18 protein-coding genes are annotated in these 16464 nt (G+C 62.2%); 8 read left to right on the forward strand and 10 right to left on the reverse strand.

The window, feature by feature from the left end; all coding sequences use genetic code 11:
* Positions 1-2: 2 nt before the first annotated feature.
* A complete protein-coding gene (gene preA, locus KUG85_RS00085; protein WP_223003737.1) occupies positions 3-1313 on the forward strand; it encodes an NAD-dependent dihydropyrimidine dehydrogenase subunit PreA in 1311 nt (436 codons plus the stop codon).
* A 42-nt stretch (positions 1314-1355) separates the two neighbouring features.
* On the opposite strand, the gene KUG85_RS00090 is transcribed toward preA, so the two are convergent.
* A complete protein-coding gene (locus KUG85_RS00090) occupies positions 1356-2027 on the reverse strand; it encodes a glutathione S-transferase family protein (protein WP_223003738.1) in 672 nt (223 codons plus the stop codon).
* Positions 2028-2130: 103 nt separating this feature from the next.
* Between KUG85_RS00090 and KUG85_RS00095 the strand changes: the two genes are divergently transcribed.
* The 5 genes from KUG85_RS00095 to KUG85_RS00115 all read left to right on the forward strand — a co-directional run bounded on the left by KUG85_RS00095 (position 2131) and on the right by KUG85_RS00115 (position 5148).
* On the forward strand, positions 2131-2565 hold the full coding sequence (locus KUG85_RS00095; protein WP_223003739.1) for a MarR family winged helix-turn-helix transcriptional regulator: 435 nt from the start codon (positions 2131-2133) through the stop codon (positions 2563-2565).
* A 103-nt stretch (positions 2566-2668) separates the two neighbouring features.
* On the forward strand, positions 2669-3160 hold the full coding sequence (locus tag KUG85_RS00100) for an RrF2 family transcriptional regulator (protein ID WP_223003740.1): 492 nt from the start codon (positions 2669-2671) through the stop codon (positions 3158-3160).
* Between the two features lie 51 nt (positions 3161-3211).
* Positions 3212-3679, forward strand: coding sequence for a carboxymuconolactone decarboxylase family protein (locus tag KUG85_RS00105; protein ID WP_065815343.1), 468 nt, complete (start codon positions 3212-3214; stop codon positions 3677-3679).
* A gap of 57 nt (positions 3680-3736) precedes the next feature.
* Positions 3737-4111, forward strand: coding sequence for a DoxX family protein (locus KUG85_RS00110; protein ID WP_223003741.1), 375 nt, complete (start codon positions 3737-3739; stop codon positions 4109-4111).
* Positions 4112-4203: 92 nt separating this feature from the next.
* Positions 4204-5148 carry a DMT family transporter gene (locus KUG85_RS00115; protein WP_255606206.1) on the forward strand — a complete coding sequence of 315 codons (945 nt, stop codon included), beginning with the start codon at positions 4204-4206 and terminating at the stop codon, positions 5146-5148.
* 34 nt (positions 5149-5182) lie between these two features.
* On the opposite strand, the gene KUG85_RS00120 is transcribed toward KUG85_RS00115, so the two are convergent.
* Genes KUG85_RS00120 through paaI form a run of 4 tightly spaced genes read right to left on the reverse strand, consistent with a single transcriptional unit; the run spans position 5183 to position 8529 of the window.
* Complete coding sequence (locus KUG85_RS00120; RefSeq protein WP_223003742.1) at positions 5183-6073, reverse strand: PaaX family transcriptional regulator; 891 nt, start codon at positions 6071-6073, stop codon at positions 5183-5185.
* Between the two features lie 40 nt (positions 6074-6113).
* Complete coding sequence (locus tag KUG85_RS00125; RefSeq protein WP_065814900.1) at positions 6114-6710, reverse strand: TetR/AcrR family transcriptional regulator; 597 nt, start codon at positions 6708-6710, stop codon at positions 6114-6116.
* 43 nt (positions 6711-6753) lie between these two features.
* Positions 6754-8064: a phenylacetate--CoA ligase PaaK gene (gene paaK, locus KUG85_RS00130; protein WP_065814901.1), complete on the reverse strand. Its 1311-nt coding sequence runs from the start codon at positions 8062-8064 to the stop codon at positions 6754-6756.
* A 27-nt stretch (positions 8065-8091) separates the two neighbouring features.
* Positions 8092-8529 (reverse strand): hydroxyphenylacetyl-CoA thioesterase PaaI, encoded by a 438-nt coding sequence (paaI, locus tag KUG85_RS00135; protein ID WP_223003743.1) that lies wholly within the window; start codon positions 8527-8529, stop codon positions 8092-8094.
* Between the two features lie 115 nt (positions 8530-8644).
* Here paaI and KUG85_RS00140 point away from each other — a divergent pair, with 115 nt between their 5' ends.
* Positions 8645-9883 carry a cytochrome P450 gene (locus tag KUG85_RS00140; protein WP_223003744.1) on the forward strand — a complete coding sequence of 413 codons (1239 nt, stop codon included), beginning with the start codon at positions 8645-8647 and terminating at the stop codon, positions 9881-9883.
* Between the two features lie 18 nt (positions 9884-9901).
* Positions 9902-11932, forward strand: a complete 2031-nt coding sequence (paaZ, locus tag KUG85_RS00145) for a phenylacetic acid degradation bifunctional protein PaaZ (protein WP_223003745.1) — start codon at positions 9902-9904, stop codon at positions 11930-11932.
* Positions 11933-12170: 238 nt separating this feature from the next.
* Here paaZ and KUG85_RS00150 read toward each other — a convergent pair whose 3' ends face one another.
* The 5 genes from KUG85_RS00150 to pobA are packed head-to-tail and all read right to left on the reverse strand — an operon-like array spanning position 12171 to position 16222.
* A complete protein-coding gene (locus KUG85_RS00150; RefSeq protein ID WP_223003746.1) occupies positions 12171-13235 on the reverse strand; it encodes a 3-carboxy-cis,cis-muconate cycloisomerase in 1065 nt (354 codons plus the stop codon).
* Positions 13236-13281: 46 nt separating this feature from the next.
* Positions 13282-13896 (reverse strand): protocatechuate 3,4-dioxygenase subunit alpha, encoded by a 615-nt coding sequence (gene pcaG, locus KUG85_RS00155; protein ID WP_223003747.1) that lies wholly within the window; start codon positions 13894-13896, stop codon positions 13282-13284.
* Positions 13896-14636: a protocatechuate 3,4-dioxygenase subunit beta gene (gene pcaH / locus KUG85_RS00160; RefSeq protein WP_065814907.1), complete on the reverse strand. Its 741-nt coding sequence runs from the start codon at positions 14634-14636 to the stop codon at positions 13896-13898. The genes pcaG and pcaH overlap by 1 nt, the downstream gene beginning before the upstream one ends.
* Positions 14633-15031: a 4-carboxymuconolactone decarboxylase gene (pcaC, locus tag KUG85_RS00165; protein WP_223003748.1), complete on the reverse strand. Its 399-nt coding sequence runs from the start codon at positions 15029-15031 to the stop codon at positions 14633-14635. The genes pcaH and pcaC overlap by 4 nt, the downstream gene beginning before the upstream one ends.
* Positions 15032-15049: 18 nt before the next feature.
* Positions 15050-16222, reverse strand: coding sequence for a 4-hydroxybenzoate 3-monooxygenase (pobA, locus tag KUG85_RS00170; RefSeq protein WP_223003749.1), 1173 nt, complete (start codon positions 16220-16222; stop codon positions 15050-15052).
* Positions 16223-16464: the final 242 nt, after the last annotated feature.

Consider the following 16464-nt stretch of genomic DNA (forward strand, 5'->3'; position numbering starts at 1 on the left):
CCATGGCAGACATTCGCAGCAATTTCGTTGGTATCAAGTCTCCCAATCCGTTCTGGCTTGCTTCCGCACCGCCCACGGACAAGGCCTACAATGTCGAACGTGCCTTCAAGGCGGGCTGGGGCGGTGTCGTCTGGAAGACGCTTGGCGAGGAGGGCCCACCGGTCGTCAATGTCAATGGGCCGCGCTATGGCGCGATCTGGGGGGCTGACCGCCGGCTTCTCGGCTTGAACAACATCGAGCTCATCACCGACCGCGATCTTTATCTGAACCTGCGCGAGATCAAGCAGGTGAAGAAGAACTGGCCTGACCGGGCACTGGTGGTTTCGCTCATGGTGCCTTGTGAGGAACAGGCCTGGAAGGCGATTCTTCCTTTGGTGGAAGAGACGGAGGCCGACGGCATTGAGCTCAATTTTGGCTGTCCGCACGGTATGAGCGAGCGCGGCATGGGCTCCGCCGTGGGGCAGGTGCCCGAATATGTCGAGATGGTGGTGCGCTGGTGCAAGCAGACCACGCGCATGCCGGTCATCACCAAGCTCACGCCGAACATTACCGATGTGCGCAAACCGGCTCGCGCGGCTCATGCGGGGGGCTCGGATGCGGTTTCGCTGATCAACACGATCAACTCGATCACGGGAGTGGACCTCGACAGCTTTGCGCCCGAGCCCACTATTGACGGCAAGGGCTCTCACGGCGGTTATTGCGGCCCTGCGGTTAAACCCATTGCGCTCAACATGGTGGCCGAGATCGCCCGTGATCCTGAAACTGCCGGTCTGCCGATTTCCGGCATCGGCGGTGTCACCACATGGCGCGATGCCGCCGAGTTCCTGGCGCTTGGGGCAGGGACGGTTCAGGTCTGCACCGCCGCCATGACCTATGGCTTCAAGATCGTCGAGGAGATGATCGAGGGGCTGGAAAACTGGATGGACGCCAAGGGGCACGCCACGCTCGATGATGTGATCGGCCGGGCAACACCAAACGTGACCGACTGGCAGTATCTCAATCTAAACTACGTCACCAAGGCGCGGATCGATCAGGATCAGTGCATCAAATGCGGACGGTGTCACATCGCCTGCGAGGACACGTCGCATCAGGCGATCACCGCCATGGTGGACGGAAAACGCCATTTCGAGGTGATCGAGGAGGAGTGCGTCGGCTGCAATCTGTGCGTCAATGTCTGTCCGGTGGAAGGCTGCATCGACATGGTGCCGCTGGCCGCCGGCGCGCTCGACAAGCGCACGGGTGAAAAAGTTCAGCCCTCTTATGCCAACTGGACGACACATCCCAACAATCCGTCCAGGGTGGCTGCCGAGTAGCAGTGGTGAGCGGCGGCGGGATGCCGCCGCTCCCGTTTGTGCTCAGGCGGTGACTGCGTGCCGACGCAGGATCACGCCATCTTTCTTCTCCAGAAAGCGCTTCAGCCGTTCGGGATAGTCATGCACCACGGCTTCGCGCACCGAGGCGCGCTCGGCGAGCGTTTTGCGCCACTTTTGTGTCCTGGTGAGACCATCGAAGACACCAAGATCGGCAATCTCGTCGAAGACATCGAAATAGCGGAAGGCCGGCGCAAACACCGCGTCGACAATGGTGAAGCGGTTGCCGGCGAAGAAAGGCCCTTCGCCGAGTTCGTTTTCGATGCGTGCGAATTTCTCTTTCAACGCGATGATGGCGGCGTCGAAGGCGGCCTCGTCCTTGGTCGTCTCGAGCGTCCAGATGTCAGAGAGGGCAGCCGAACCGAACTCCATCCAGGCGCGATGCCGGGCACGGGTGACGGGATTTTCGGGATGGAGGCGAGGTGTTTCGGTCTCGTCCAGATACTCGACGATCGCTGCGCTTTCGAACAGCACGTCATCACCGACCCGCAGGACGGGCACCTTGCCGCGCGGCGAAATCTTCAGAAACCAGTCGGGCTTGTTTTCAAGATCGATGTCGACGCGCTCGAATGCCACGTCCTTTTCGGCAAGGACGATGGCCGCGCGCTGCACATAGGGGCAGAGGTCGAAGGAGATCAATGTGGGCATTTGAGACATGGGATCGCTCGTTCATGGTTGATGTTGATGCAATTGCATTTATATTGCCGGTTTGGAATTGTCAAACTTGATGCAATTGCATCTAATAACGTTTTGGTGAAGCATGACCTCCACACCTGATGACGCCGCCGTTTCCGCCTGGGTTGCGCTGGCGCGCGCCTATCGACTGGCTTTCGCGACCTTCGAGGCACGGCTGAAGGCGGAGAGCCTGCCGCCGATGGCCTGGTACGATGCGCTTTGGGAACTAGAAAAGGCAGGTGAGGCGGGTCTCCGTCCGTTCGAGCTGGAGCAGGCAATGCTCTTTGAGCAGTACAACCTCTCCCGGCTGGTGGAGCGCCTGGCCAGGGCCGGTCTTGTGGAGCGCTGTGCATGCCCGGAAGACCGGCGGGGGCAGGTTCTGTCCATCACCGCTGAAGGCAAGGCAATGCGCGCACGCATGTGGCGCGTTTATGGGGAGGCGCTTGCGGAGACCATCGGAGGTCGGCTCGATGACGGGGAGTTGCGGTTACTCGCCGATCTTTTGCGCAAGCTCGGTTAGGTCTCCCTTCGCTCCATTGTCAGGAAGAGTCAGAAGACTGTCGTATCCCTATTGTGGATCTAAAATATCCTGGATATATATTATCCATAATAAGGAGAACGAGATGAAACTGAGCGAAGGTGTTGAAGCGGCAATCCACTGTGCCACGCTTCTGGCGCAGCTGGAGGAGGGGCGAACCATGCCCGCCAGCGCACTTGCCGAATATCACGGGCTTTCGCCGAGCTATCTCCTGAAACATCTGAAGACGCTGGCGGCGGCAGGGATTCTGGAATCCGTGTCCGGCCCGCATGGCGGCTATCGGCTGGCGCTGTCAGCCGATGCGATCACCCTGCTCGACGTGGTGCTGGCCATCGAAGGGCCGAAGCCGGCTTTTCGCTGTGCGGAAATCCGCCAGCGCGGGCCGGGGGCGCTGGAGCCCCGGGCTTACACGCGGCCATGCGGCATCAACGCTGCGATGCTGCGGGCCGAGCAGGCCTATCGCGCCGAGCTCCGCAAGACGCGGCTCTCAGATGTGATCGCCGATTATCAGGCAGGCGCTGATCCCCGCGCGCTCGCATTCGGCTGTGCCTTTGTGGAGCGCCATCAGCGCCCCTAGGGTCCTGACCCTAGGCCGAAAACCGATTTCCCGCAGAGAAAGGATATGATCATGCAGGAACGTCTGAATTACATGAAGATCGCCCCGGAACTGATCGGCGCTGTGCTGAACCTGAAGAAGGCGGTGGACAGATCGGGTCTCGACCATCGGCTGATCCATCTGGTGAACCTGCGCGCCTCGCAGATAAACGGCTGCAGCTATTGCGTCGACATGCACACGCGCGAGGCGCGGCGGGACGGCGAGAGCGAGCAACGCGTGCATCTCGTCTCGGCATGGCGGGAATCGCCGCTTTACACCGAGCGCGAACGTGCCGCTTTGGCCTGGACCGAGCGCCTGACGAATATTTCCGACGGTCCGGTCGAAGATGCGCTTTACGCGGAGATGCTTGAGCATTTTAGCGAGGAGGAGCTGGTGCAGCTCTCCGTGCTCGTTGGGCTGATCAATGTGTGGAACCGGATTGCGATCCCGTTCCGCTCCGTTCATCCAGTCGTCAGCGATCAGGAAATCGCCGCCGCCTGATCACGCCAGGCGCAACAGCCCCACCCGCCGTGGGTGGGGCTTTTGAAAGAGAAAGCCATGTTCCTTTCCGATTTCATGCCTCTGCCTTTTCTGGGTAGCCTGCTCCTTGGTGGGGCATTCGTCTTCGCAGGATTGCGCAATCTCGCCAACGTTCCCTTTTTAACCGGCGCTCTCGCAGCCCGCGGGGTGCCTCTGGCAAAGGTGGTGCTTTTCGCCGGGATTGCGCTTCAGTGCGGCGCAGGTGCGTTGCTGGCGGCGGGCGTTTTCCCCGTCTATGCGGCGGCTGCATTGATTGTCTTCCTCGTCACCGCAACCCTGATCTTTCACAATTTCTGGGATCATGAGGGGGCGGACCGTGTGGCGCGGATCAATGGCGTCGTCTCCAATGTGGCACTTGCCGGCGGGTTTCTGCTGATTATGGCCAGTGGCTGATTCAGCGTCCGTCATTCTTGAGAAGAGCCCGGAAACCGGTTTCGGTTTGCGGGCTTTTTCTTTAAAGAACCAGGCACAATGGGGAGGCCGGCTTGACGGACACCGCAGAGTTAAAAGCGGCGCGGCGTGAGGCGCATCGCGCTAGTGCAACAGGCGTGGAGAAGCGGCTGGGGCATCTGGCCATGCTTGGCTTTGCCACGCTCGTGGCTGGTTCCTTCTCGCTGGGGTCGCTTGCCGCGCCACATATTGGCCCGGTCGCGCTCAATGCGGCGCGCTTTCTGATCGGCATCCTTTTCATGGGGCTGGTGGTGCGTTTCGTGCTGCGTCAGCCTCTCCCCTTTCCAAAAGCCCCGTGGCGCTTTCTGGTCCTGGGTGGGCTGATGGCGTTCTATTTCGTCACCATGTTCATGGCGCTCGGCATGACAAGCCCCGTTTCCACCGGGGCCGTGTTCACGCTGATGCCGCTGCTCAGCGCGTTTTTCGGTTTTGTTTTTCTGCGGCAGGTGCCGCGCGGGCTGGTTATTCCAAGCCTCGTTCTGGCCGGGCTCGGCTCCGTGTGGGTCATTTTCGACGGGGATTTCGAGGCGATGCGCCGCTTCGACATTGGCGAGGGCGAGCTCATCTTCTTCGCGGGTGTCGTCGGGCACGCAGCCTATGCGTCGCTCGTCCGGCTTTACAATCGCGGCGAACCGGTGATCGCCTTCACCTTCTGGACGCTTCTGGCGACCGGCGTTCTGATCGCTCTTTACGGCATCGGCGAAATCGCTGCGACGGACTGGACTGCCTTGCCCTCCATCACCTGGATCGCGATCTTCTATCTTGCAATCTTCACCACGGCCGGCACATTTTTCCTGCTGCAGTTTGCCGCCCTGCGATTGCCGGCCTCCAAAGTGCTGGCCTACAACTATCTGACGCCGACACTGATCATCATGTTTGAAGGGCTGCTCGGCCATGGATGGGCGAGCCTTTCGGTCATGGCAGGCGCGGTCCTTACCATTCTTGGTCTGGTCATCCTGGCGCTTTCGCCCGAGAGGTGAGGCCTGGAGCCGCTCCTCGTTTCAGGGAAATGCTTCACCGGCCGAAACGGTGCCGGAAACTGTCCGCGTTCACAAGTGGTGGCAGGCCTGCTTGATCGAGCCAGTTTTCGCTCGGCTCCATCAGGCGTCGATAGACTTCGCGTACCAGCGTTCGTGCTTCTTCGCCGGGCCAGTCCTTCGGCAGGAGGGCCATTGGCAGGCCGGGATCGCGCAGGACGATCCGCCGCCAGTCGTGTATGAGCAGGGTGCGTGCGGCCATGGCGTCCACCGGGGCGGGAAGCGGGGACACAGCAAGGCTGCCGGCAAGGGCCGAATATTCGGCAATGAGTTCGCGATAGGCTTCGGCAATCTCGTCAGAGGGCCACAGGCTCCGCAGCATTTCGGGATGCTCGGCGCTGGAACCGTGGATGACCAGCATGTCGCTCAGTGGCGGGGCGCCGGAAGTCGGGCCGTCATCTGGTCCGGGGGTGCGCGGCAGGAGATAGACACCATCGGCGATCTTCAGAAAGCCGTGTTCCTTCAGTGCCTCGTCGTGCACGCCGTTGCTGCCGGGTGCTGCGATGGCGACAGTCCATGAGCCATCCCAATCGGGCGCACCGGCTGCATAGATGCGGCGCGTCGCAAGGTCGAAGGCGTGCTGGCCGTGCCGGTCGAGCGAGAAGAACGAGTTGCGGCCGCGCCGTTCGCGCACCACCCATCCATCGCTGGCAAGCCGGGACATGGCCGTGCGAAGGGCGCCGGCCTCGATGCCGAGCCGCGCCATCACTTCCTGAAGACCGGCAAGCGGCGCTTCACCGCCATGCGGCACGATTGCGTCGCCAAAAAGGGTGATCACCAGCGACCAGACCCGAACGCGTCCACGCCGGTGCAGGCGATCGATCAGGCCGGCAAGGGCGGTTTCGGCAGGTTCTGTCGGCACATCCATCTTTTCCAAATGCCACGGGATCGCCGGACGGGCAAGATTGTCAGGGAAGCTCCTTTACACCGCTGACAAGCAGGTGGGTGGCGAGTTTCGCATAGTCCTGCCGGGAAATACCGCGATCCTCACGAAACCACATGTAGAACCAGTTGAGCATGCCGAACAGGCTCATCGTTGCCGGTTTCAGAAGGGGCCGACTATCGAAGGCGTCGGGGTTCATCTGCCGTATGGCCTCGGCAAAGATCGCCACCAGCCGGCGTTCCAGCGCCTTCAGCTCTTCCTGCTGCGTATCCGGCAGGAGCTGGAGACCGGAAAGCTGGACGCGGTGTTCGTTGTCGGCGTCGCGGTAGGCCTCGAGGAGGGCCGTCACCAGCCCTTCGAGGCGTTCCTGCGGCGGGGCCCCTGGCCGGTCGGCCTCCTCCACCGCTTCCACAAGTTCCTGAAGATGCGTTTCGATGATGTCGAAAAGCAGGGCCTCCTTGGAGGTGTAATAGTGATAGAGAAGGGCCTTCGAGACGCCCAGTTCCGTTGCAAGCTGGTTCATCGAGGCGCGGTCATAGCCGTCGCGCGCGAAGATGCGCGCTGCGCCATGCAGCATGGCGTCGCGCTTGTCGTCATAGTCCTTGGCGCGGGTGCGGGCCATTAGCAGCTCTCACAGAGTGGATGCTTGTGAATGTGCGGCAATGTCACTGTTTCACCCGCTTGTCGACGATGCGCACGGCCTTGCCCTGGCTGCGGGCCACGCTGCCGGGGTCGGCCGCGTGGACGCGCACCGTCACGCCGACCACATCCTTGATGCGTTCGCCGAGCTGACGGCAGGCGGCAAGCCGCACTTCCTCGCCGGCTTCGAGCGATTCCATCTCCACATGGATTGTCATCGCATCCATGCGGCCTTCCTGCGTCAGCTCGATCTGGAAATGCGGTGCGAGCCCGTCAACGGTAAGGATCTGCTCCTCGATCTGTGTGGGGAAGACGTTGACGCCGCGCAGGATCATCATGTCGTCCGAGCGGCCGGTGATCTTTTCCATACGGCGCATCGAACGCGCCGTGCCTGGCAGAAGCCGTGTCAGGTCGCGGGTGCGGTAGCGCACGATGGGGAAGGCTTCCTTGGTGAGCGAGGTGAACACCAGTTCGCCCATTTCGCCATCCGGCAGCACTTCGCCGGTCTCCGGGTCGATGATTTCCGGATAAAAATGATCCTCCCAGATGTGCAGCCCGTCCTTGGTCTCCACGCATTCGTTGGCAACGCCCGGTCCCATCACTTCCGACAGGCCGTAAATGTCGACCGCGTGCATGTCGAATGCGTCTTCGATCTCGGCACGCATGGCGTTGGTCCATGGCTCTGCGCCGAAAATACCCACTTGAAGCGGGCTCCTGCGCGGGTCGAGCCCCTGCGCGCGGTATTCATCGAGGATCGACAGCATGTAGGAGGGGGTGACCATGATGGTCTGTGCCTGAAAATCCTCGATCAGCGTGACCTGGCGTGCCGTCATGCCGCCGGAGGCCGGCACAACCGTTGCGCCCAGCCGTTCAGCCCCGTAATGCGCGCCGAGCCCGCCGGTGAAGAGCCCATAGCCATAGGCGACATGCACCACATCACCCGGCCGTGTGCCCGATGCGCGGATCGAGCGCGCCATCACCTCGGCCCAGGTGTCGATGTCCTTTGCGGTGTAGCCGACAACGGTCGGCTTGCCGGTCGTGCCGGACGAGGCGTGAATGCGCGCCACCTTCTCGCGCGGCACGGCGAACATGCCGAACGGATAATTGTCGCGCAGGTCCGTCTTCACCGTGAAGGGGAATTTCGACAGGTCGGAAAGCTGCTTCAGATCGTCGGGATGAACGCCGGCGGCGTCGAAGCTCTTCTTGTAATGCGGCACGTTTTCATAGGCGTGCCTGAGCGACCATTTGAGGCGCACGAGCTGCAGGGCCTGGATTTCATCGCGCGAGGCGATTTCGATCGGGTCCAGGTCTTCTTTTTTGGGGGTCAGGTCTTTCATCGTTCTCTCCCGAAGATGAGGATGCTCTCAGGCGTCTTCCTCAAAATGCTTGCCGCTGACGACGCGGGAACTGCCGCGAAACTCCGCGATAACTTTGCCGTCCTGGTTCTCCACGCGAACATCATAGATGCCCGAGCGCCCGAACCGCGCCACCTCGCGCGCAACCGCCGTAAGCCGGTCGCCGAGCGCGCCGGGCGCAATGAAGGTTATGGAATTGTGCTGCGCGACAACGATCTGGTTGTAGGAGTTGCAGGCAAAGGCGAAGGCGGAATCCGCCAGAGTGAAGATGTAGCCGCCGTGGCAGATGTCGTGCCCGTTCGTGTGGTGCGTCTCCACCGTCATCGACAGGGTGGCGCTGCCGGGTGCGACCGCATCGAGGCTGCATCCCAGCCATTTGGAAGCGTCGTCGCGCGCCCACATTGCCTGCGCGCTGCGCTCTGCGATCTCCTGTGGAGACAGTTGCATTTGTGACATCTAGGCTCCTCCCAACGGCGTCGGTGAAGGCAGACTTGCATAAACCGACCGGTCGGTCAATAATACTGTTGAGAGGAGGCGGTGGGGCCGCTTCCGGGAGGAAAGCATGACAAAAACGGCAGACAACGCTGCAACGAATGGCGAGAAACTGGCGGAGGACTTTGAATTGATAGCGCTGCCCGCGGGCTTCGTGGACAATCCGTTTCCGGTCTATCACGCACTTCTGGAGCACGCGCCCCTGAAGCGTTTCGCCGATGGCTCGGTCATGCTGTCGCGCTATGAGGATCTCGATCGCGTCTATCGCGACACGAAAACCTTTTCCTCCGACAAGAAGGCCGAGTTCCGGCCAAAGTTCGGCGACACGCCGCTTTACGAACATCACACGACGAGCCTCGTTTTCAACGATCCGCCGCTTCACACGCGGGTGCGCAAGATCATGATGGGCGCGCTCACACCGCGCGCGCTGGCGGCGCTCGAGCCGGGCCTGATCACGCTGGTCGACGGCCTGCTCGACCGTATGGAAGAGAAGGGCGAAGTCGATCTCATCGAGGATTTCGCTGCCGCGATCCCCATCGAGGTGATCGGCAACCTGTTCGACATACCCCATGAGGAGCGTGAGCCGCTACGCGACTGGTCACTCGCCATTCTCGGTGCGCTGGAACCGGTTCTCACCGACGAGCAGCTCACATGGGGCAACACCTCCGTCACCGATTTCAAGGCGTTCCTCAAAGAGATTGCCGATGATCGCCGGCGCAATCCCGGCGATCCGGCGACCGACGTTCTGACCCGTCTCATCAATGGCAATGAGGGCGAAGAGCTCTCCGAGGTGGAGCTTCTGCAGAACTGCATCTTCATCCTCAATGCCGGTCACGAGACCACCACGAACCTGATCGGCAACGCCCTTTATGAGCTGTTGCACTGGCCTGAAGAGAAGGCGCGGCTTGAAGCCGACCCGGACCTCATCGCAACGGCCGTCGATGAATTCTTACGTTTCCAGAGCCCCAACCAGCTCGGCAACCGCATGGCGGTGGAGCCGGTGGAGTTCCATGGCGAAACCGTGGAGCCGGGCACGCCGATACATTTGTGCATCGGCGCGGCCAACCGCGATCCACGCCAGTTCGCCGATCCGGACCGGCTCGATGTGGGGCGCAGGCCCAACAAACATCTGGCCTTTGCCGGTGGTCCTCATCTGTGCGCGGGCTTCTCGCTTGCCCGCATGGAAGGACGCATCGGCATTTCGCATTTTCTCAAACGTTTCCCCGACTACCGGATGACGGGCGAGCCGGAACGCACCGGACGTGTGCGCTTTCGCGGCTTCTCCCGGCTGCCGGCGCGGGTGCGCTGATCAATAAAGGAGTTTTCCATGAGCGTGATGCGGCTTGAAAGCTATGCGGCAGGGGCGTGGGTTGCGCCCTCGGGCGACCTCAAACCCCTGCGGAGTGCGGTCACCGGCGATGTCGTTGCCGAACTCGGTTCGCAGAAGCTGGATTTCGCCGGCATGGCCGATCATGCCCGCCAGGTGGGCGGGCCGGCGCTGCGCGCGATGACGTTCCACGACCGCGCCTTCGCCATCAAGGCGCTGGCGCAGTATCTGAACGACCGCCGCGAAGCGCTCTACGAGCTTTCCTACGAGACCGGCGCGACCAAGTCTGACTCGATGATCGACATCGATGGCGGCATCGGCACGCTGTTCGTCTATTCGTCCAAGGCAAGGCGCGAGCTGCCGGACGATCACGTCTATGTGGATGGCGCGCTGGAGCAGCTTTCCCGCTCCGGAAACTTCGTTGGCCAGCATGTGGCGACCCCGCTTCAGGGCGTGGCCGTCCACATCAACGCCTTCAACTTCCCCGTCTGGGGCATGCTTGAAAAGCTTGCGCCGACGCTGATCGCTGGCGTTCCGGCCATCGTCAAGCCGGCCTCCGCCACCGCGTGGCTCGCCGAAGCCTGTTTCCGCATGATCGTGGAATCCGGCCTGTTCCCGGAAGGCGCGGTGCAGTTCATCGCCGGCTCCACCGGAGACCTGCTTGACCGCCTGACCGGTCAGGACGTGGTGTCCTTCACGGGCTCTGCCTCCACAGCATCCATGCTGCGCGCTAACCCGAAGATCATCGGCAATTCCGTGCGCTTCGTGGCCGAGCAGGATTCGCTCAACGCTTCGGTGCTTGGGCCGGATGCAGCCCCCGGAACGCCTGAATTCGATGCCTTCATCAAGGAAGTGCACCGCGAGATGACGGCCAAGGCCGGCCAGAAATGCACCGCCGTGCGCCGTATTTTCGTGCCCGACGCGCACCGCGACGCGGTCACCGACGCGCTCATCGCCCGGCTTGAGAAGACCGTGGTCGGCAATCCGCGCAGCGAGGGCGTGCGGATGGGCGCGCTCGCAAGCCTCGCCCAGCGCGACGACGTTTTTGAGAAGGTCGGCATTCTCGCCACCGAGGCACGCCGTGTGTTTGGCGACCCGGATGCCTTTTCGGTCACCGATGCCGATGCCGGCGCGGGCGCTTTCGTGCCGCCCATGCTGTTCTCCTGCGACGATCCCGATGGTGCGCAAAAGCTGCATTCCGTAGAGGCGTTCGGCCCCGTGTCCACCATCATGCCGTACCGCGATCTCGGCCATGCGCTGAAGCTTGCCAATCGCGGCGAGGGCTCGCTTGTCGCCTCGGTCTTCACGCATGATCCGGCGGTTGCCCGGCAGGCGGTTCTGGAGGCGGGCGCTTTCCATGGCCGGCTCTATTTCGCCAACCGCGACACCGGCAAGGAGGCGACCGGCCACGGTTCGCCGCTACCGCACATGGTGCATGGCGGTCCCGGCCGCGCCGGCGGCGGCGAGGAGCTGGGCGGTGTCCGTGGCGTGATGCATTACATGCAGCGCACCGCGATCCAGGCAAGCCCCGATCTGATCGCCGGCATCACCAACCGCTATGTGGCAGGCGCTTCGACCGAGGAGAAAGAGCCGCATCCCTTCCGCCTGACCTTTGGGGAACTGGAGCCCGGCCGCACGCTCTGGGCCGGCCCGCGCGAGGTGACGCTGGCGGACATCGAGCATTTCGCCGAGTTCACCGGCGATACATTCTACGCGCATATGGACGAGGAGGCGGCTGCCGCCAATCCGTTCTTCCCCGGCCGTGTCGCCCATGGCTATCTCATCCTGTCCTTTGCGGCAGGCATGTTCGTGGAGGCTGCACCCGGCCCGGTGCTTGCCAATTACGGCCTCGACAACCTGCGCTTCATGAAGCCGGTTTCGCCCGGCGACACGCTGAAAGTGCGCCTTACGGTGAAGCAGAAGACGCGCCGCAAGGACGAATATGGCGAAGTGCGCTGGGATGTCGGCGTCTACAATCAGGAAGGCGAGCAGGTTGCCGCCTACGAACTTCTGACCATGAACGCCATGTAGTGTGGGCAGATTTGGGGCGTCCTTTGCCATGTCCTCCAGCATTCTGGAGGAATGGCGCAACGCCCCTCATCCCCCTGCCGGGACCTTCTCCCCGCCTGCGGGGAGAAGGCAGCGTTGCGCCGCCGCGTTTCTGGGGAGCACCACCCGCTGAAAATTGACCCGCTACGTCAAGATCTCCCTCTCCCCGCTGGCGGGGAGAGGGTAAGGGTAAGGGTGAGGGTGAGGGGCGAGCGCTCCGCTAGGCGTTCCTGGCCTTGAACGCCAGCCCATCCACCAGGTCCGCTGCCCTGAGCGTTGCGGCACCCGTAGCAACGATCATCTGGGGCAGAAGCATCCATTCCAGCGCCCATGCCGCACCCGAGCGTTCGTTTTCATGCACCAGCGCCTGATGCATTCCTCCCACAAGCGCCGCGTTGAAGCGCGCGAGCGTTACCAGCGCTTCAGCGGCGACCGGGTTCTTCTTGTGCGGCATGGCTGAAGATCCGCCGCCCGCCGCCAGTTCGATCTCGCCGATTTCACTCTGTGCTGCCAGAGCGATGTCCTGCCCCATCTTGCCGAGGCTGCCGGTGATGAGCGAAAGGACGGAGGCAAAGGCGACGATCCCGTCACGCTCACTGTGGCGGGGGTGACCGGGCAGGGCTAGGCCAAGTCTCGCCGCAAGTCGCCCGGCAACGGGTTCACCCTTCTCGCCAAGCCTGTCGAGCGTACCCGCTGCGCCGCCGAAATGCAGCACCGCAGCCTCCTCCCGAACGGCAGCCAGCTTTTTCGTATGGCGCATGAGTGGTCCGCGCCACGAGCGGATCTTGCGGGCGGCCGGGACGGGGATGGCAGCCTGCATGCGCGTGTGCGCCATGACGTCGATCTGACCGTCGCGTTCTTCCAGAGCTTCGAGGGACTGGATGAGCCCGCCCAGTCTCTTACCGAGAATTTCAACCGCCTCACGGGCACGGAGGGCAAAGCCGGTGTCGATCACATCCTGGCTTGTCGCACCGAAATGCAGGTGCGGACGCGTTGCTTCCGATAGGGTGACCCGGATCTGCGAAACGAGGGCGGGGATCACGACCCCGTCTCGGGTAACGCCCGCTTTCAAAGCCGTGATGTCGGGGCTGAAGGTATCGAGTGAAGTGGCGATTTCTCTTGCCGCCTCGCGCGGGATGACATTCTCATCCGCTTCCGCAAGAGCGAGCTCTGCCTCAAAACGCAACATCGCCTTGATCTCCGCCCGCGCCGAAAAGAGCGGCGCCAGTTCCTCGTCGCCAAGAAGCCCGGAGAGGATGGGATGGTCGAAGGCAGAAATGGTCATGGGCTTCCTGTGCCTGATTGACGCTCGGAGGATCGACTAAGACCGATCATATGTCGAAAAACACTGTTTCCCGTTCACCTTGGAGATGGATGTCGAAGAGATAATGCGCACCGTCCTTCCGGGCGATCAGGGTCTCGACCCTGTTTTGATGTTCGAGGCGCGTCAGCACCGGGTCTTCGGCGTTGGCCGCTTCCTCGTCACCGAAATAAAGGCGCGTCGCCAGCCCCAGATTGATGCCACGGGCGACAATCCAGAGGCTGATATGCGGCGCCATCAGGCGCCCATCAGGGAAGGGGACGCGGCCGGGTTTGATCGTCTCGATTGCGATCTCTCCGGTTTCCATGTCGGAGGGGAAGCGACCCCATCCATGAAAAGTCGGGTCGGCTTTGCCCCGTGTTTCCGAAGGCGAATTGTAGAGACCATCGGCATCGGCCTGCCAGATTTCCACCAGTGCATCCCTCAGGACCGATCCGGTTCCGTCGAAGATGCGTATCTTCACGGTGATGCGCTCTCCCTTCGTCTCCGCGTTCACGGTCTTTGAGCCGAGATCGTCACGATACACACCCTCGATGCCGCCGAAATTCGGCGTCAGGCCGATATGCACATAGGGGCCTGCGGTCTGTGAGGCGCTTTCCTTCAGGCGCCCGAGGTCCTGAGCCATCAGTTCCCCTCCATGCGGTTTTCGAACAGGGTCGAACGCCGGCCGCGCAGCACGATATCGAATTTGTAGGCGCGCGCGTCCATCGGCACCGTGGCCTCCATGTCAAGCGCGGCGATCAGACCCTCCACGGCTTGACGGTCTGGTATGGTGGAGACGATCGGGCAGCGCCAGATCATGGGATCGCCCTCGAAATACATCTGTGTGATCAGGCGCTGGACGAAACTGTGACCGAAGACCGAAAAATGGATGTGTGCGGGCCGCCAGTCGTTGATGCCGTTTGGCCAGGGATAGGCGCCGGGCATGATGGTGCGGAAGGAGTAGTTTCCCTCCGCGTCCGTGATGGTGCGGCCGCAGCCGCCGAAATTCGGATCGAGCGGTGCCAGATAGCCGTCCTTTTTGTGCCGGTAGCGGCCGCCGGCATTGGCCTGCCAGAACTCGACAAGCACGTCGGGTACGGGCCGGGCATTTTCGTCAAGCACCCGCCCGTAGACGATGATCCGCGGGCCGATGGCACTTTTGCCGGGGGCGGCGAAGTTTACCGTCAGATCATTGTCCAGCGCGCCGAGAATGCTGTGCCCGAAGACGGGGCCCGTCACCTCTGAGAGCGTGTGCGGAAACGAGACTGGAGCGCGCTGCGGCGAGCGTGCAACGGAAGTCTTGTAAAGCGGGGTCAGGGCAGGCGGATGCCAACTGCGATCACGCTGAAAATAGCCTCCGGCGCCAGGCTGTTCGCTCTTCATGCCTTGCTCCCCTCCATCTCCGCCAGGGTCTGCTTGACGATCTTGATCGCGTGATTGGCCGCCGGCACACCGGCGTAGATGGCCACGTGCAGCATGGCCTCGCGCAGGTCCTCGGCGCTGGCACCCGTGTTGGCGGTGGCGCGCACGTGCAAGGCAAGCTCCTCGTCCTGACCGAGGGCAGCCAAAAGCGCGATGGTCACCATGGAGCGCTCGCGCCCCGTCCATTCGCTGCGTGACCAGACATGGCCCCAGGCCGCTTCGGTAATCAGGTCCTGAAACGGTTCGTCGAAGGCTGTCTTGCGCGCTTCGGCCCCGTCCACCCAGGCATCGCCCAGAACGCTGCGCCGGGTTTCCATCCCCTGCCGGTAGCGCTCGCTTTTCTCCTTGTCGGACATGATCGTCTCCCTCGGGCCTCAGAAAGGCAGGCCCACATAGTTTTCAGCCAGCATGGTGAGTGCGGCACGCGACTGGAAGAGATAGTCGAGTTCCGCATGCTGGATTCTCTGGCCGAATGTACCCTGATCGGGGAACCGATGCAGCGTGCTCGTCATCCACCAGGAGAAGCGCTCCGCTTTCCAGACCCGGGCAAGCGCCCTGTTCGAGTAGTCGTTGAGACCGGCAGAAGACTTCTCGATGTAGAATTCCCGAAGTGCATCAAAAAGATAGCGAACGTCGCTCGCAGCCAGATTCAAGCCCTTCGCGCCGGTGGGTGGCACAATGTGGGCGGCATCGCCGGCAAGAAAAAGCCGGCCGAAGCGCATCGGCTCGGCCACGAAGGAGCGCAGCGGAGCGATGGATTTTTCGATCGAGGGACCGGTGACCATCGCTTCCGCCGTACGACCCGGCAGGCGGCTGCGGATCTCATCCCAAAAGCGCTCGTCGGACCAGTCCTCCACGCGCTCCTCCGCGCCCACCTGAACGTAGTAGCGGCTGCGCGTTGTGGAGCGCATGGAGCAGAGCGCAAAGCCGCGTGGGTGATTTGCGTAGATCAGTTCTTCGCCCACCGGAGGCACATCGGCAATGATGCCCAGCCAGCCAAAGGGATAGACCCGCTCGAACGTTTCGATGGCGGCTTCCGGTACCGATTTGCGAGAAACGCCATGGAAGCCATCGCAACCGGCAACGAAATCGCAATCGATGCGATGGGTCTTTCCATCCTTCTCATAGGTCACGAAGGGATGGTCGCCGTCGAAGTCGTGAGGCTGGACGTTTCCGGCTTCGTAGATGGAGACAGCGTTCGCGGCTTCGCGCCCGTCCATCAGGTCGTGTGTCACCTCGGTCTGCCCGTAGACGAACACGCGCTTGCCGCCGGTGAGGCCGTGCAGGTCGACACGGTGGCGGCGATTGTCGAAGGCGAGGTCGAACCCGTCATGCGGCAGGCCTTCGCGATGCATGCGTTCGCCGACGCCTGCTTCGTCCAGCATCGCGGCAGTCCCTTCTTCCAGCACCCCGGCGCGAATGCGAGACAGAACGTGCGCTTTCGACGTTCGTTCCAGGATGATGTTGTCGATGCCGGCATTGACCAGAAGCTGCCCGAGCAGCAGGCCCGCCGGACCGGAGCCGATGATGACGACCTGTGTCCGCACGCTGAATGGTTCCTCCCTGAGGGGACCGAGAGTGTAAACTCCCAGGCGATGCGGCAATGGACAATTCCAGCAAAGGATTGCACATTTCGGTCATTGGGGTGAGGAAACGGAATGCGTGGGTCGATACCGAATTATAGACTTTATGAAGAAAAATCAGAGGAATCGTCGGACTTCTGGTTTCACTGCGAAACGCTTTCCGTTCGTAGCGGCCTGCACAATTGGAGAATCGAGGTCCACCGCCA

It is taken from the genome of Nitratireductor rhodophyticola (genome assembly GCF_019891355.1).
Lineage (GTDB): Bacteria > Pseudomonadota > Alphaproteobacteria > Rhizobiales > Rhizobiaceae > Nitratireductor > Nitratireductor rhodophyticola.

What these genes read in the sequence shown, in the direction of transcription:
- pcaC (WP_223003748.1), bottom strand. Translation starts at nt 15,031, where the DNA reads ATGTCCGACAAGGAGAAAAGCGAGCGCTACCGGCAGGGGATGGAAACC.
- KUG85_RS00095 (WP_223003739.1), top strand. Translation starts at nt 2,131, where the DNA reads ATGACCTCCACACCTGATGACGCCGCCGTTTCCGCCTGGGTTGCGCTG.
- KUG85_RS00100 (WP_223003740.1), top strand. Translation starts at nt 2,669, where the DNA reads ATGAAACTGAGCGAAGGTGTTGAAGCGGCAATCCACTGTGCCACGCTT.
- KUG85_RS00140 (WP_223003744.1), top strand. Translation starts at nt 8,645, where the DNA reads ATGACAAAAACGGCAGACAACGCTGCAACGAATGGCGAGAAACTGGCG.
- paaK (WP_065814901.1), bottom strand. Translation starts at nt 8,064, where the DNA reads ATGAAAGACCTGACCCCCAAAAAAGAAGACCTGGACCCGATCGAAATC.
- KUG85_RS00120 (WP_223003742.1), bottom strand. Translation starts at nt 6,073, where the DNA reads ATGGATGTGCCGACAGAACCTGCCGAAACCGCCCTTGCCGGCCTGATC.
- KUG85_RS00125 (WP_065814900.1), bottom strand. Translation starts at nt 6,710, where the DNA reads ATGGCCCGCACCCGCGCCAAGGACTATGACGACAAGCGCGACGCCATG.
- KUG85_RS00105 (WP_065815343.1), top strand. Translation starts at nt 3,212, where the DNA reads ATGCAGGAACGTCTGAATTACATGAAGATCGCCCCGGAACTGATCGGC.
- paaZ (WP_223003745.1), top strand. Translation starts at nt 9,902, where the DNA reads ATGAGCGTGATGCGGCTTGAAAGCTATGCGGCAGGGGCGTGGGTTGCG.
- KUG85_RS00150 (WP_223003746.1), bottom strand. Translation starts at nt 13,235, where the DNA reads ATGACCATTTCTGCCTTCGACCATCCCATCCTCTCCGGGCTTCTTGGC.
- pcaH (WP_065814907.1), bottom strand. Translation starts at nt 14,636, where the DNA reads ATGAAGAGCGAACAGCCTGGCGCCGGAGGCTATTTTCAGCGTGATCGC.
- paaI (WP_223003743.1), bottom strand. Translation starts at nt 8,529, where the DNA reads ATGCAACTGTCTCCACAGGAGATCGCAGAGCGCAGCGCGCAGGCAATG.
- preA (WP_223003737.1), top strand. Translation starts at nt 3, where the DNA reads ATGGCAGACATTCGCAGCAATTTCGTTGGTATCAAGTCTCCCAATCCG.
- KUG85_RS00110 (WP_223003741.1), top strand. Translation starts at nt 3,737, where the DNA reads ATGTTCCTTTCCGATTTCATGCCTCTGCCTTTTCTGGGTAGCCTGCTC.
- pcaG (WP_223003747.1), bottom strand. Translation starts at nt 13,896, where the DNA reads ATGGCTCAGGACCTCGGGCGCCTGAAGGAAAGCGCCTCACAGACCGCA.
- KUG85_RS00090 (WP_223003738.1), bottom strand. Translation starts at nt 2,027, where the DNA reads ATGTCTCAAATGCCCACATTGATCTCCTTCGACCTCTGCCCCTATGTG.